Annotated in this window: 10 protein-coding genes and 2 tRNA genes; 8 read left to right on the forward strand and 4 right to left on the reverse strand. The window is 70.3% G+C overall.

What is annotated here, in order from left to right; all coding sequences use genetic code 11:
• Positions 1-63: 63 nt before the first annotated feature.
• From ACLJOK_RS30390 to ACLJOK_RS30410, 5 genes are all read left to right on the forward strand, one after another.
• A complete protein-coding gene (locus ACLJOK_RS30390) occupies positions 64-3,048 on the forward strand; it encodes a UPF0182 family protein (protein ID WP_410821942.1) in 2,985 nt (994 codons plus the stop codon).
• A 186-nt stretch (positions 3,049-3,234) separates the two neighbouring features.
• Positions 3,235-3,744 (forward strand): SigE family RNA polymerase sigma factor, encoded by a 510-nt coding sequence (locus tag ACLJOK_RS30395; protein ID WP_112668863.1) that lies wholly within the window; start codon positions 3,235-3,237, stop codon positions 3,742-3,744.
• A complete protein-coding gene (locus ACLJOK_RS30400) occupies positions 3,734-4,663 on the forward strand; it encodes a hypothetical protein (protein ID WP_410821943.1) in 930 nt (309 codons plus the stop codon). Before ACLJOK_RS30395 ends, ACLJOK_RS30400 begins: the two co-directional genes overlap by 11 nt.
• 84 nt (positions 4,664-4,747) lie before the next feature.
• A tRNA-Met gene (locus tag ACLJOK_RS30405) sits at positions 4,748-4,821 on the forward strand.
• A gap of 125 nt (positions 4,822-4,946) precedes the next feature.
• Positions 4,947-5,023, forward strand: a tRNA-Met gene (locus ACLJOK_RS30410).
• A gap of 118 nt (positions 5,024-5,141) precedes the next feature.
• On the opposite strand, the gene ACLJOK_RS30415 is transcribed toward ACLJOK_RS30410, so the two are convergent.
• Positions 5,142-8,921 (reverse strand): S8 family serine peptidase, encoded by a 3,780-nt coding sequence (locus ACLJOK_RS30415; RefSeq protein WP_410821944.1) that lies wholly within the window; start codon positions 8,919-8,921, stop codon positions 5,142-5,144.
• A 164-nt stretch (positions 8,922-9,085) separates the two neighbouring features.
• On the opposite strand from ACLJOK_RS30415, the gene ACLJOK_RS30420 reads away from it, so the two are divergent.
• Positions 9,086-9,334: a hypothetical protein gene (locus ACLJOK_RS30420; protein WP_410821945.1), complete on the forward strand. Its 249-nt coding sequence runs from the start codon at positions 9,086-9,088 to the stop codon at positions 9,332-9,334.
• A gap of 56 nt (positions 9,335-9,390) precedes the next feature.
• On the opposite strand, the gene ACLJOK_RS30425 is transcribed toward ACLJOK_RS30420, so the two are convergent.
• On the reverse strand, positions 9,391-10,710 hold the full coding sequence (locus ACLJOK_RS30425) for an ABC transporter substrate-binding protein (protein ID WP_410821946.1): 1,320 nt from the start codon (positions 10,708-10,710) through the stop codon (positions 9,391-9,393).
• Positions 10,711-10,848: 138 nt separating this feature from the next.
• Between ACLJOK_RS30425 and ACLJOK_RS30430 the strand changes: the two genes are divergently transcribed.
• Entirely contained in the window at positions 10,849-11,682 is an 834-nt protein-coding gene (locus tag ACLJOK_RS30430) for a phosphoribosylaminoimidazolesuccinocarboxamide synthase (RefSeq protein WP_410821947.1), read from the forward strand.
• 15 nt (positions 11,683-11,697) lie between these two features.
• On the opposite strand, the gene glpK is transcribed toward ACLJOK_RS30430, so the two are convergent.
• The gene (gene glpK / locus ACLJOK_RS30435; protein ID WP_410821948.1) at positions 11,698-13,182 is read right to left on the reverse strand and encodes a glycerol kinase GlpK; all 1,485 of its coding nucleotides are present in this window, start codon (positions 13,180-13,182) and stop codon (positions 11,698-11,700) included.
• Positions 13,183-13,283: 101 nt separating this feature from the next.
• On the opposite strand from glpK, the gene ACLJOK_RS30440 reads away from it, so the two are divergent.
• The gene (locus tag ACLJOK_RS30440) at positions 13,284-14,222 is read left to right on the forward strand and encodes a ribose-phosphate diphosphokinase (protein WP_410821949.1); all 939 of its coding nucleotides are present in this window, start codon (positions 13,284-13,286) and stop codon (positions 14,220-14,222) included.
• A 123-nt stretch (positions 14,223-14,345) separates the two neighbouring features.
• Here ACLJOK_RS30440 and ACLJOK_RS30445 read toward each other — a convergent pair whose 3' ends face one another.
• The gene (locus ACLJOK_RS30445; protein WP_410821950.1) at positions 14,346-14,801 is read right to left on the reverse strand and encodes an ATP-binding protein; all 456 of its coding nucleotides are present in this window, start codon (positions 14,799-14,801) and stop codon (positions 14,346-14,348) included.
• Positions 14,802-14,873 lie beyond the last annotated feature (72 nt).

Below are 14,873 nucleotides of genomic sequence, written 5' to 3' on the forward strand. Positions count from 1 at the left end.
AACCCGTACTCTGGGTGCCTGGTCGGAGCCGATCATATCGAGCGTGCGGAGCCAACAGTGGTCATGCGTAGCAGCAGCCCCCTCCCGAGGATGAGCCGGCGCGGGCGCGTCACCATCGCGGTCCTGGTCGGGGTTTTCGTGCTCTTCACCCTGCTCGGCTGGGGTGTCCAGGCGTGGACCGACTGGCTCTGGTTCGACGAGGTCCGCTACACCGAGGTCTTCACCGGTGTCCTGCTCACCCGGTTGGTGCTCTTCCTCGCCATCGGCCTCGGCATGGCGCTGATCGTCGGCGGCAACCTGTGGCTGGCCTACCGGTTGCGCCCGCGACTGCGTCCGCACTCGGTGGAGCAGGCGACCCTGGAGCGCTACCGGATGGTGCTCAGCCCGCGTCTCGGCACCTGGATCTCGCTGACCGCCGCGGTGGTCGGGCTCTTCGCCGGTCTCTCCGCGCAGAACCGGTGGAACCAGTGGCTGCTCTTCCGTAACGGCGGTGACTTCGGCATCAAGGACCCGGAGTTCGGGGTCGACATCGGCTTCTACGTCTTCCAACTGCCGTTCTGGCGGTACCTGCTCGGGGTCGCCTTCACCGCTGTGGTGCTGGCGGTGATCGGCGCGCTGGCGGTGCACTACCTCTTCGGCGGGGTCCGCCTGCAGGGCGTCGGCGACCGGATGAGCAACGCGGCCCGCGCGCACCTGAGCACCCTGGTCGCGGTCTTCGTGCTGTTGAAGGCGATCGCGTACGTGTTGGACCGGCGGGCCATGCTGCTGGAGTACAACGAGGGCGCCAAGTTGTACGGCGCCGGCTACGCCGATGTCAACGCGTTGCTGCCGGCGAAGGAGATCCTCGCCTACATCTCGATCGTGGTCGCCATCGCGATCCTGGTGTTCTCCAACGCCTGGATGCGGAACCTGGTCTGGCCGGGGATCTCGCTGGCGCTGCTCGGCGTGTCCGCGGTGGCCATCGGCGGCATCTACCCCTGGGCGGTGCAGACCTTCGAGGTCAAGCCGAGCGCCAAGGACAAGGAAGCGCCGTACATCCAGCGCAGCATCGACGCGACGCGGGCGGCGTTCGGGTTGGGGGCCACCGAGACGACCCCGTACGCGGCGAACAACCTCACCCCACCGGGGAACCTGGCCACCGACACATCGGTGGTGTCGAACGTGCGGCTGCTCGACCCGCAGCTGGTCAGCGAGACGTACACCCAGCTCCAGCAGGTGCGTGGCTTCTACGACTTCGGCCCGAAGCTGGACATCGACCGGTACGGGGTGAACGGGAAGGTGACCGACTACGTGGTCGGCGTCCGGGAGATCAACTACGGCGAGCTGACCGACCAACAGAACACCTGGATCAACCGACACACCGTCTACACCCACGGGTACGGGTTGGTGGCCGCCCCGGGCAACCAGGTGGTCTGTGGCGGGCAGCCGTTCTTCGTCTCCGGCTTCCTCGGCGAGAAGACCCAGGAGGCGTGCTCCTCGCAGACCGAGCAGATCCCGGCCAAGCAGCCGCGCATCTACTACGGCGAGCGGATGGCCGACGACGACTACGCCATCGTCGGGCAGGCCGACCCGAACAAGAAGGCCGAGTTCGACAGGCCGGTCGGTGAGGGCGGCGGCGAGTCCTACACCTACACCGGTGAGGGCGGCGTGGAGATCGGCTCCTTCACCCGGCGACTGCTGTACGCCATCAAGGAGCAGGAGTCGAACTTCCTGCTCTCCGAGGCGGTCAACGAGGACTCCAAGCTGCTCTACGTGCGCAACCCGCGCGACCGGGTGGAGAAGGTCGCGCCGTTCCTCACCCTGGACGGCGACCCGTACCCGGCGGTGGTCGACGGTCGGGTGCAGTGGATCGTGGACGGCTACACCACTGCGGCCTCCTACCCGTACGCGGAGAAGGTCAACCTGCAGACCGAGACCACCGACGAGTTGACCAACCGGGGCACCTTCCAACTGGCCCGGGAGGACGTCAACTACATGCGGAACTCGGTGAAGGCCACCGTCGACGCGTACGACGGCACTGTCAAGCTCTACGAGTACGACGACACCGATCCGGTGCTCAAGGCGTGGAACAAGGCGTTCGGTGGTGACCTGGTGCTGCCGAAGGCGGAGATCCCGGTCGAGCTGAGCGAGCACCTGCGCTACCCGGCGGACATGTTCAAGGTGCAGCGCAACCTGCTCACCAAGTTCCACGTGACGAACCCGGGTGACTTCTACTCGGCCCAGGACTTCTGGCAGGTGCCCAACGTGCCGGACGCTCCGGACAGCGGTCAGAAGCAGCCTCCGTACTACCTGTTCACCCAGTTTCCGGGGCAGGAGAGCCCCCGGTTCCAGCTCACCTCGGCGGTCACCCCGAACGGCCGGCAGAATCTCGCCGCGCTGATCTCCGGGTCGTATGTCGACGGGCAGCCCCGGCTGGAGGTGCTGGAGTTGCCGGACCAGACCCGGGTCTCCGGCCCGGTGCAGGTGCACCAGCAGATGACCAACAACGCGAACATCCGTCAGCAGCTCAACCTGCTCTCCAGCAATCAGGCGCAGGTGCAGTACGGCAACCTGCTCTCGTTGCCGTTCGCCGACGGGATGCTCTACGTCGAGCCGGTCTACGTGAAGAGCAACCAGCAGGACGCGTACCCGCTGTTGCAGAAGGTGCTGCTCTCGTACGGTGACGGTGGCTCCTTCGTGGCGCTCGCCGACAACATCAACGACGGCATCAAGCAGTTGGTCGAGCAGGGTAAGAAGGCCGGGCAGGGCACGTCGCCGCCGCCGACGACCGGGGGCAACCCGACGACGCCCACGCCGACGCCGACGCCTTCGGGGACGGCGGCGCCAACGCCGACCCCGAGCGCCGGCACCCCAGCGCCGACCGGTGACCTGGCTGCCGCCGCGGACCGGGTGCAGACCGCGATCACCGAGGTCCGGGCCGCGCAGACGTCGGGCGACTTCGAGCGGTACGGGCGTGCGCTGAAGGCCCTCGACGAGGCGCTCACCGCGTTCCAGCAGGCGCAGCAGGCCGCTGGTGCGCCGGGTGCCAGCCCGAGCGCCGGCGGCTGACCCCGCCACCGCCGGGAGCACGTCTCGGAGCCCCCGTCGTCGGACCGCACCGGTCCGAACGGCGGGGGCTCCGCCGCGTCCGGAACTGGGCTCCTGTCACCTCGCCGACAGGGCACGGCTGGGCCGCAACCTGCGGCACCGGTCCACCGTCCTCAATTGCAACGGGGTGGATGAGGGGGAGCAGTTGTGAGGGACGGGCAAAGCTTCGATGACTTCTACCGCAGTACGACGCGGCGGATGATGCGGTACGGCTATGCGGTCGTCGGCGACTACAACGAGGCGCAGGACCTGGTGCAGGAGGCGTACGCCCGGGCCTGGCGGCAGTGGGGCAGGTTGTCGGCGCATCCGGCGCCAGAGGCGTGGCTGCGGTTGGTGGTGTCCCGGTTGGCGACCGACCGCTGGCGGCGGCTGCGCGGTCTGCGGGGCGCGTTGCGGTTGGCGGGGCCTCCGCCGTCGGTGTCTCCGCCCAACGAGGACAGCGTGCTGCTGGTCCAGGCTCTGCGTCAGGTGCCGGCAACCCACCGGCGAGCGTTGGCGCTGCACTACCTGTTCGACATGCCGGTCGAGGAGATCGCCGATGAGATCGGCGTACCCGTTGGCACTGTGAAGTCCTGGCTCTCCCGCGGCCGGGCCCGACTCGCCGCGTTGCTGCCCGATCTCGCTGTCGTGGAATTGGAGGCCACCGATGTCGCGTGAACTGTCCGAGCTGTACATGTCCCTCGCCGCCGACGCTGACGCTCGCGATCTGGGCCTTCCTGACGTCCTCCGGCACCAGGCGGACCGTCGGGCCCGGCTCCGTGCGGCCGGGGGCACCCTCGCCGTGGGGCTGGCGGTGGTGGGCTTGGTGATCGGGGCCCAGGTGGTCGCCCCGCCGTCGGCGTCCGTACCCGCGCCGGCCGGCACGCCGACGCCGTCGGCGTCGCCGTCTCCGAGCGCGACTGGCGGTTCGCCATCGCCGTCCGTCCCGCCGACGACGCCCGGCCGCACTCCGAGTGCGACGGCTACGTCTCCGGGTGCCACCGGCACGCAGCAGCCCAGGACGCCGACGCGCATCCCGGATCGGGCGTTCTTCAGGCTCGCGCCGAGCAACGACAAGGGCATCGCGCCGGTGTTCCGGGACGTGGCCGCGCTGCCGGGCCTGTGCGGCGCACGCATCCCGAGCGAGGCGGTCGTGGACCGCCGAACTCAAGTCCTGATCTACAAGCTGCCCCAGACCCCCAAGGGGTACGTCCCGGACGGCAGCTACGCACACTCCATCACGATCCATCGGGCCGGGCGCGCCGACGACGTGCTGAAGGAGTTGCGGCAGGCGGTGCGGGACTGCCCCGCGCAGAAACTGCCGGGCGACGACACGCCGGGGGAGAGCAGGCAGCGGCTGCTTCCCGACAGCGGGTTCGGCGACGAGTCGGTGCTGTTCGAGATGCGCCGCGCGGGTCAGGACGTCAACGGCGACCCGACAGGTACGGACGAGGTTCGCCTGATCCGGGCGATCCGGATCGGCGACGTGGTGACCATCCTCTGGGAGCAGGGCTGGGAGGGCACCTCCAGCCAGCGGGCGCAGGTCGACACGGACAGTCGCCGCGCCGCCGCCGCCATCAAGGTCTGGCTTGGCTGACCGGGACGTGCCGGACCGCGATCCGGTGGATTCCGATGTCGTTTTGCGGGGCCCGGGGGTGGTGCGCTACGGTTAGCGAGCCGACGCGGGGTGGAGCAGCTCGGTAGCTCGCTGGGCTCATAACCCAGAGGTCGCAGGTTCAAATCCTGTCCCCGCTACAAGTTCGAAGCCCGTCTCCGGGTCACCGGAGGCGGGCTTTCGACTTTCTGGCGTGGCGAGCCGCAGCGATTGGTGACCCCCGCTGATCATCGCCGGAACGGGTGGGTTAGTCTTAACCAGTCGACGCGGGGTGGAGCAGCTCGGTAGCTCGCTGGGCTCATAACCCAGAGGTCGCAGGTTCAAATCCTGTCCCCGCTACCACTGAAAGTGATATGAGTCCGGCCCCCACAGTGTGGGGGCCGGACTTGTTTGGTGCCGCTGTGCAATGAGGGGCCCCGCAGGGGCCGGCACCTCGTCGGCGCCGACCCCCGGGCGGGTTCTACCGCAGGCCGAAGGCCCGGGTGACGGTCTGGGTGACGCCGCCACCGTTGCGCTGCTTCGCGGTGACCCGGATCGACACGAAGTCGGCCCGGTGCGGTGCGTTCAACGACGCCTGCCAGGTGCCCTTCTTCTCCCGCAGGTCCTGCCGCTGCCAGGTCGCCCCGTCGTCGTAGGAGATCTCCAGCTGGAGTGACGACACGGCGTCGCGGGCAGCGGTGCTGCCCACCACCACTGGCGTGATCGCGAAGTCGGTTCGACGCTTCGTCCGACCTGCGAAGTCCACATCCGTTCCGTAGTCCAGTTGGACCAGCGGGATGGCCTGCACCTCAGTGCTGCCGCCGGAGACGAAGCTCCACTCGGTGTGCGTGGCGGTCGAGTACGGGCTGAACTCGGGCTTGCCAGTGGTCTCGACGACCAGTCGGTACGGCAGCTTCTCCGGCGACAGGTCACCCGCGCCGACCTCCGGCCAGCCGTCGAACTGGGTCAGCTGCTTGTCGCCCTGATAGAACGTGGCGATCTGCGACATGCTGGCTCCGCCGCTGTGGGCGGCGCCCGCGTCGCCGAACCCCTGGATGTAGGCGCTCATGGCGGTCTCACCACGGAACGGGATCTCCGTGCTGAGCAGCCGCGGCCGGGTGATGGGCCCGAACCAGCGGTCCCTCTGGACGCTGCCCGGCCGGTACGCGATGGCCTCCGTGTTGGACCGCGCCCAGTCGGCGACGTCGGCGTACTGCATCCACTTGATGCCGCCGCCTGCGGAGACCCAGTCGGTGCGCGGGCCCGGCGCGACCGGCTCGAACGGGAACGGCCGTGCCGCCGCGTACTCGTACGGGGGGAAGTCCATCCGGGTCTCGCTGGACTGCTTCCCCGGGGGCGGCGAGAAGGTGAGATCGATCCGGGCAAGGTGGCGCGGGTCGGTCTTGGCGGACGGGTCCTTCGGCACCCCGCCACTGTGGTAGTCCACCAGGTCGTACAGGTACTTCGCAGTGGGATGGGCGACCACGACCAGTCGTACCGGGTTGCGGCCCGCTGCGGTGATCTTCTGGATCAACGCCTCGCCCTCGTCCATGGTCACCGAGGCCACCGGGATCGGTCCGGTCGTCACGCCGTCGGGGTTGCCGTACCAGTCGCTCTTGCGGCCCGCCCGGTCGTTGACCACGACGAGCATCGCCGCACCGGCGGTGTGCGCCGCCGCTGCCTGGTCCGTGGGGGTCACCGAGTCGTCGCCGCGGACGACCACGGCCTTGCCGCGGGCGGAGACGCCGGCGTCGTCGGCGGTGCCGCCGACGCCCGCGAAGACGGCGTCCAGGCGCGAGGTGCCGTCGGGCAGCGGTGGGGAACCGGGCTGCGTGAGCGGGTCGCTGAGGTGCCGACCCTGGTGGCTGATCGCCAGCGGCGTCTGCTCGGCGCGGATCCGGGTGGTGAAGACGAAGCTGCCGTTGCGCACCTTGTCCCTGGTCGGCAGGGCCCACAGGCTGTCGTAGGCGGCGCCCGGCCAGAACGTCTCGCGGAGGGCGCTCCAGTCGGTGGGTGTCGGCTCGCTCGAGGTGAAGGAGCGGTAGACGTCGATTCTGCTGTTGACGACGGCGGTCGGCTGGGGTGTCGCCACCTTCACCTGGCGGGCCCGCGAGGCGTCGAGTTCCACGACCCGGTTGGTCGTCAGGTCGACCTCGGGAGCGGTCAGCATCGCGAGCCCGAGGGAGCGGGGCCCGTGCAGGCCCTCCACGTCCGCCGCCGTGACGACGGTGTAGGAGCCGGGCGCCAGGCGGGCGGTGAGCTTTCCGTCCGGCACCCACATGAAGGCGGACCCGGTCTCGGCGTTGACGACCTCGACCTCGCCGCTCATGGGCCGGCCGGCGCGGTCCTTCAGGTTGATGGTGAGGTCGTACTTCTTGGACTCGACGGCGACCCCGACGGCCGTGTGCACCTCGCCGCCGGCGAAGCGGGCCGTGACCTGGGCGGAGTACCTGCCGGCGGGAAGGCCGGCCGGGGCCACCACGACGTCGACAGTCGCGCTGGCCCGGGCGGGCACCGTGACGCGGTCGGCGGTTGCCGTGAACGTCTGCGCGGGGGAGCTGCCGTGGTCGACGGAGAGCTCCAACGCGATCGGGCTGTCCGTGGTGTTGGTGTAGGTGATCGTCCGCTTGATCGGCTGTGGTGTGCTGCCCGGCGACCACGTGACGAGGCCGGCGTCCACCGACCCGGACGCGACGACCTGGTCCTGGTGGTAGGCGGCGGCGACGTTCAACCGACCGCTGCCGGCCTGGTAGGCGTCGTAGTCAGGCGTGCGGACGCTGGTGCTCATCAGCGCGTCCTTGAGTTGCCGCGCGCTCCACGTCGGGTGCTTCTGCACCAGCAGGGCGGCCGCCCCGGCGACGTGCGGCGCTGCCATCGAGGTGCCACTGTCGACGTAGTAGTAGCCCTCACCCCAGGAGATGTGCTGCGAGCGTGCCGCCAGCACGTCCACCCCGGGAGCGGTCATGTCCGGCTTGAGGGCCTCGTCGTTCATCCGGGGCCCGACGCTGGAGAAGCCCGCCAGGTGGTCGGAGGTGTCCACCGCGCCGATGGTCAGCGCGGCGTCCGCGGTGCCCGGCGCGCCGAGGGTGTACGGATCTGGTCCGCTGTTGCCGGCGGCCACCACGAAGAGCGCACCCGTCTCGGCGGTCAGCTGGTTGACGGCCTGGCTCAGCGGGTCGTCCTGGGTGTGCCACGCGCTCACGCCGAGGCTCATGTTGATCACTTTGGCGTGCTCGGCCCGCGCCGCCCACTCCATGCCCGCGATGATCCCCGAGATGGATCCGCTGCCGTACTCGTCGAGGACCTTGCCGATCACCAGGTCGGCGTCGGGGGCCACGCCCCGTTCCTTGCCGCCGGAGGCAGCGCCCGTCCCGGCGACGGTGGAGGCGGTGTGGGTGCCGTGCCCGTTGCGGTCGATCACGTCCTGGCCGGGGATGAAGCTCCGGGAGGCCACCACCTGGTCGGCGAGATCCGGGTGGGTGGTGTCCACTCCACTGTCCAGCACGGCGACCCGGACACCGCTGCCGCTGCCACCCGCGGCCCACGCCGCGGGCGCTCCGATCTGGGCGGTGGTGTCGGCCAGGGTGGCCTTCGCCTTTCCGTCGAGCCACACCTTGTCGACACCGGCCGCGAAGGAGGGTGCCGGGGTGGCAGCGCTGCGGCCGGTCGGCGACTGTCCAGCTGTGAGCGCCGACCAGAAGTCCGCGGCCTGCGATCGGCGGGTGCGGATCGCCTCGCCACGGACGGAGGGAAGCTCCAGCGTGGTCCGCGCGCCCGGCAGCGTGGCGCCGGTCCTGAGCTTCGCCGAACCCGTCGTGCGGGTGACTATCAGGGGGAGTTCGGCGGTCCGCGCGTCGTCGTAGCCCTCGGAGATGAGCTGCGTGACGTCGAACAGCTGCTTGTCGAGTCGACCGGTGGCGAGGTACGGCAACGCCTCGTCCGGGTAGACGTAGGTGTCCCGGCCCTCGGTGGAGATGCGTACGGAGCCGGTGGCGCCCGGGGCGCGCTTGACATCCACCGAGGGGGTTGCGCCCTGCACGCCCGGGGTCACCGTCACCCGGTCGCCGGTGATGAGCGTGACCGTGACCGGTGTGCGGTCCGCGTTGCCGCTCGGAGCGGGTCTCGTCGGCGGCGGTGCGGGCGGTGGGGCGCCGTGCGCCGCGGTGGGGCTGAGGAGTGCGGCGACGACTGTGATGCCGACCGCTGCCGCCGCAGATCTTCGGGTGCGAGAGATCCGCGCACTGTCTACAGAGTTGAGCATGAGGCGAATCCGATCACCTCGAGAGATTCATGTAAAGATCATCATCTTTGCCGGGACGTTGCGCGCGCGTTGCGCGCCTGCCCGGAGAGTTGCTGGACCAACCGGTCCCGTGATTCGGCGTGGACCGACGTGCCGAGGTTGCGCCCTTCGGCGAGGATGGGCACATGTCTTCATTCGGTAAGTGGTGGGGCCGCCTGAGCGCGGTCTTCGGTGCGGTAGTACTCGCGGTCTTCGTGCCGGTCGCGGCCTGGGCGTCAACGGGCACCGGCGAACTCGTTGTGGAGGCCGCCCGGCGGCGGAACCGCAGTGGCTTCGGGGTGCTCCCGCTGCTCTGCTGCCTGGTGGTGGTCGCGATCGTCGTGTTCCTGGTGCTGCGTCTGATGCGCAACCGCCGGGGTGGCCCGCCGCGCTGAGCGGGCCCGAGGCTCGACAGGTCACCAGCGGCCGGCTTCAGGCCGGCCGCCGGTGTTCACACCGCCAGGGCCGCGATGGCCTGGGACAGGAAGCGCGCGGTGGCCTCGCGGGTGCCGTCGCGCTTGACGCGGATGCGCTCGGCGGCGGTGACCAGCAGGGTGCGCACCTTGGCGTGCCCCTTGGGCGGCGGCGCCGGCGCCGGCCCGAGCAGGTCGGCGATGCTGGCGCCGAACTCGGCGGCACGTCGCTGGGCCGGGTCGGTGATGCTGCCCTCGGCGTAGCGGCGGACCGCGGCACTGGCGTTCAGCCCACGCTCGTGGCCGAGGACGGCGCCGACCTCACCATTGGTGGTCAGAAAGTTGATCACGTCGGCGACCGTGTCCGGGTGGCGGGTGCCCCGGAACGCCGCCCAGTACATCGACGCCCGTGCCCACTGCGCGCCCGGCGGGCCGGGAACGCCGACGATCCCCAACTCGGACTCGGTGAGTCGTTGCAGCTCCGGTAGCTGGTGCGACCAGGCGAAGGACGCCGCCGTCACCCCGCTCACCACCAGTTGCCGGGCCGGCTCGCCGCTGTCGGCCTGCTCGACCAGGGCCGCGCTCGGCGTGGCTCGGTCCCGGCGGGCCCGCTGCCACAACTCGAACCACGCGATCAGCTCGTCCGCGCCGAAGCCGAGCTGGTTGCCCCGGTAGAACTCGCCGCCCTGCGACCGCAGCCAGAGCCAGAGCGCCCGGTAGTCGCCCGACCCGTCCATCGTGCCGGCCACCCGACGGTTGCTGGCCTCGGTGACCTGCGTGGCCCAGGAGATGTAATCGGCCCAGGTCATCCCGGCGCGCGGCTCCGGCATCTCCAGCTCCCGCAGCAGGTCCCGGTTGAACACCACGACGGCGTGGGTCTGCCCGGCGGCCACCGCCATCGTCCGCCCCTCCACCGTGCCGTAGCGGATCAGACCCTCCGGCAGGCCCCGAAGATCCAGGTGGTGGTCGGTGAGGTCGAGGATGACCTGACGTTGGGTGTACTCGGTCAGCATGGCGTCGTCGATCTGGATCAGGTCCGGTACGTTGCCGCCGCCCGCCTGGGTGGCCAGCCGGTCGTAGTAGCCGTCGGCGCCCTGCCAGGTGACCCGGAAGGTGACCCGGGGGTTGCGATCCGAGTAGAGCCGCAGCGCCTTCTCGGTGAGCTCGGCCCTCCTGGTGCCACCCCACCAGAAGACCGACAGCTCGACGGGCCCGTCCTGGGTCGAGGTGGCGGCACCGTCGCTGCACCCCGCCAGCCCACCGGACGCGAGCAGAGGTGCGCCGAGCAGCGCGCCGAGCAGTCGGCGCCGGCCCGGGTCGGCGCCGAGGCGGACGAGCTGGGGTCGAACAACGGGCACGGGGCTCTCCTGGACCTACGGGGGTGGCGGTCGGACCATTCACGCAGGCAGCGCACGAAGGTGTCAACGTCCGTCCGGTCACCCTCGGTCGGGTGGTCGAATCAGGCCAGCCCAATGTCGCGTGGTGTACTAGGGCGCGTGGAACTTCTGCACTCGGGCAAGGTCCGGGACGTCTACGCCGACGGCGACGACCTGATCCTGGTGGCCTCGGATCGCATCTCGATCTACGACGTGGCGCTGCCGACACCGATCCCGGACAAGGGTCGCCTGCTCACCGCGCTCTCGCTCTGGTGGTTCGAGCAGCTCGCCGACCTGGTGCCGAACCACGTCATCTCGGCCACCGACGTGCCCGCCGAGTTCGCCGGGCGGGCCATCCGCTGCCAGCGGCTGGACATGGTCCCGGTCGAGTGTGTCGCTCGCGGTTACCTGACCGGTGGCGGCCTGCGGGAGTACGAGCAGACCGGCGCGGTCTCCGGCGTGCCACTGCCGCGAGGGCTCGGCGAGGCGTCGATCCTGCCCGAGCCGATCTTCACGCCGTCGAGCAAGGCCCCGATGGGCGAGCACGACGAGCCCATCACGTACGACGACGTGGTGGACAAGGTGGGTCATGCCACCGCCGAGCGGCTCCGGCAGATCACCATCGACATCTACCGGCGCGGCGCCGAGCTGGCCGCCGACCGGGGCATCCTGGTCGCCGACACCAAGATCGAGCTGGGTTGGGCACCGGACGGCACCCTGGTCCTCGCCGACGAGTTGCTCACCTCCGACTCGTCGCGGTTCTGGCCGGCCGAGTCGTACCAGCCGGGCCGGGTGCAGTTCTCCTACGACAAGCAGTACGTGCGGGACTGGGCCACCGGCAGCGGCTGGAACAAGCAGGCCCCCGCCCCGGACATGCCGGCCGAGGTGGTCGAGGCGACCCGGGCTCGCTACGTCGACGTCTACGAGAAGCTCACCGGCAACCGCTGGGAGTGACCGTCGCAGCGGCGGTCAATCCACCCAGTCGAGGGTGCGCTGCACGGCCTTGCGCCACTGGCGTAGCTCCTTCTCGCGCAGGTCCGGGGCCATGGCCGGCTCCCATTGCGCGTCGGAGCGCCACTGCGCCCGCAGGGTGGCCAGGTCCGGCCAGAAGCCGACAGCCAGACCGGCCGCGTACGCGGCGCCCAGGCAGGTGGTCTCGGTGATCCGGGAACGGACCACCGGCACGTCGAGCACATCGGCGAGGAACTGCATGAGCAGGCCGTTGGCGGTCATCCCGCCGTCCACCCGGAGACGGCGCAGCGCCACATCCGAGTCGGCGTTCATCGCGTCGACCACCTCGCGGGTCTGCCACGCCGACGCCTCCAGCACCGCACGCGCCAGGTGCCCCTTGGTGATGTAGCCGGTCAGGCCGGCGATCACCCCGCGGGCGTCGCTGCGCCAATGCGGAGCGAACAGCCCCGAGAACGCCGGCACCACGTAACAGCCGCCGTTGTCGTCGACGCTGCGGGCCAACTCCTCCACCTCAGCGGCGGTGGAGATCAGCCCGAGGTTGTCCCGCAGCCACTGCACCAGCGAGCCGGTGACCGCGATGGCGCCTTCGAGGGCGTACGCCGGTGGTTGGTCCTTGATCCGGTAGGCGACCGTGGTGAGCAGGCCGTGCGTCGACGGGACCGGGCTGGCGCCGGTGTTGAGCAGCAGGAAACTGCCGGTGCCGTAGGTGCACTTCGCCTCACCCGGCTGGAAGCAGGTCTGCCCGAACAGGGCAGCCTGCTGGTCGCCGAGCGCACTGGCCACCGGCACCCCGGCGAGCACCCCGCTGGCCGTGCCGTACACCTCGGCGGAGCAGCGGATCTCCGGCAGCATCGCCGCCGGAACGCCCATCGCGTCCAGCAGCTCCGGGGCCCAGTCCAGGGTCGTGAGGTCCATCAGCATGGTCCGGCTGGCGTTTGTCACGTCGGTGACGTGCTCGCCGGTCAGCTTCCAGATCAGCCAGCTGTCAATGGTGCCGAAGAGCACCTCGCCGCGCTCGGCACGCTCGCGCAGGCCGTTCACCTCGTCGAGCAGCCAGCGCAGCTTCGGCCCGGCGAAGTAGGTGGCCAGCGGCAGGCCCGTGCGGGCCCGGAACCGCTCCTCGCCGTACGCCGAGGCGAGCTCGCGCAGCAGCGGCCCGGTCCGGGTGTCCTGCCAGACGATGGCGTTGGCCACCGGGCGGCCGGTGGCCCGGTCCCAGACGACTGTGGTCTCCCGCTGGTTGGTGATGCCCACGGCGGCCAGCCCGGACGTGTCGGTGCCGGCGGCCCGCAGCGCCTCGGCGACCACCTGCTGGACGTTGTCCCAGATCTCCTCGGCGTCGTGCTCCACCCAACCCGGTCGGGGAAAGATCTGCCGGTGCTCGCGCTGGGCCACGGCGACGATGTCCCCGGCCCTGTCGAAGACGATGCACCGCGAGGAGGTGGTGCCCTGGTCGATGGCGGCGACGTACTGGGGGGTCACCGCAGCACCGTACCCGGACGTCGGCGCTGCGCGACAGGCGTCACGGCGGGTTCGGGCCCGCCGCCGCCGTCGGCCGTCGGCTTCCCCTACGATGTGCGAACGTGCGCGACATCGCAGTTTTCAGTGGAACCGCCCATCCCGACCTGGCTGCCGAGATATGCGCTCACCTGGGGGTGCCGCTGCACCCGGTGCGGGTCTCCCGGTTCGCGAACGACTGTCTGGAAGTCCAGTTGCAGGCCAACTGCCGGGAGCGGGACGTCTTCCTGATCCAGCCGTTGGTGCCGCCGGTGCAGGAGCACCTGGTCGAGCTGCTGCTGATGATCGACGCCGCCCGGGGCGCCTCCGCCGGTCGGATCACCGTGGTGCTGCCGCACTACGCGTACGCCCGTTCGGACAAGAAGGACGCGCCACGGATCTCGATCGGCGCGCGGCTCGTCGCTGACCTGCTCACCTCGGCCGGAGCGGACCGGGTGCTCGCGATGACACTGCACTCGCCGCAGGTGCACGGCTTCTTCAGCGTCCCGGTGGATCACCTGCACGCGCTGCGGGAGCTGGCCACCCACTTCCGGCGCTACGACCTCAGCAACACGGTGGTGGTCTCGCCCGACCTGGGCAACGCCAAGGAGGCCGCGGCGTTCGCCCGGCTGCTCGGCACGCCGGTCGCGGCCGGGGCGAAGCAGCGGTTCAGCGACGACCTGGTCAAGATCAGCGCGGTGATCGGCGACGTGGCCGAGCGGGACGTCATCGTCCTGGACGACGAGATCGCCAAGGGCAGCACTGTGGTCGAGCTGATGGAGCATCTGCGCGGCCTGAAGGTCCGGTCGATCCGGCTGGCCTGCACGCACGGCCTCTTCTCCGGCGACGCGTTGCAGCGGCTCAGCGACCAGGACGGCGTCCTGGAGATCGTCTGCACCAACACGGTGCCCATCCCGGCCGCCAAGCGGGTTCCCAAGTTGCAGGTCCTCTCGGTGGCCCCCGCCCTGGCCGAGGCGACGCGTCGAATCCACAACGGAGAATCCGTCTCCGCCCTCTTCGCCTAATCCGCCCCCGCCCCGCCCTTCCCCCTTACCCGCGTGATCTTGCAGTTCGTGTCGCCGGGATGAGCGGTTTCGGGTGATTCGTCGGGACAGAAAGTGCAAGATCGCGCCGAGAGGGGGCGGAGGTTAGCGCGGGGTGTGGTTGTGGGTCGTTAGGCCGGTGGTGATGCGGACTGTGGTGCCGGCGGTGCCGGTCACGACCTCCATCGCGTCGGTCAGCTCGCGGGCCAGCCAGAGGCCCCAGCCGCCAGCGGTGTCCGGGGTGGGTCGACTGCGGTCGCCCAGTCGTTGCGGGCTGATCCCGTGCCCGTGATCGGCGACCTCGCAGACCAGCACACCCGACTCGTGCCAGAGCCGCAGCCACCCGCGCCCGCCGCCGTGTCGCACCGCGTTGGTGATCAGTTCGTTGATCGCGAGCACGAAGTCGTCCAGCCGCTGGCCACTGAGACCCGAGGCATGAGCGCAGGAGGTGACCGAGTGTCGAATCTCGGTCACCTGGGCCTGGTCAAAGGCTTCGGCGCTCAGGAGGGCAGGTTCGATGGGCACAACCGTACGCGGTGCGTGCGGATCTGCGTTCGTCATGGGCCCGTCCCGGCGGCGCATCTCGGATTATTCGCGGCTTTTCCACCGTACGTCAGGGTTTCCCGAACCGCA

Origin of the sequence: Micromonospora sp. 050-3, assembly GCF_046549335.1 — a bacterium.
Taxonomy (GTDB): domain Bacteria; phylum Actinomycetota; class Actinomycetes; order Mycobacteriales; family Micromonosporaceae; genus Micromonospora; species Micromonospora trifolii.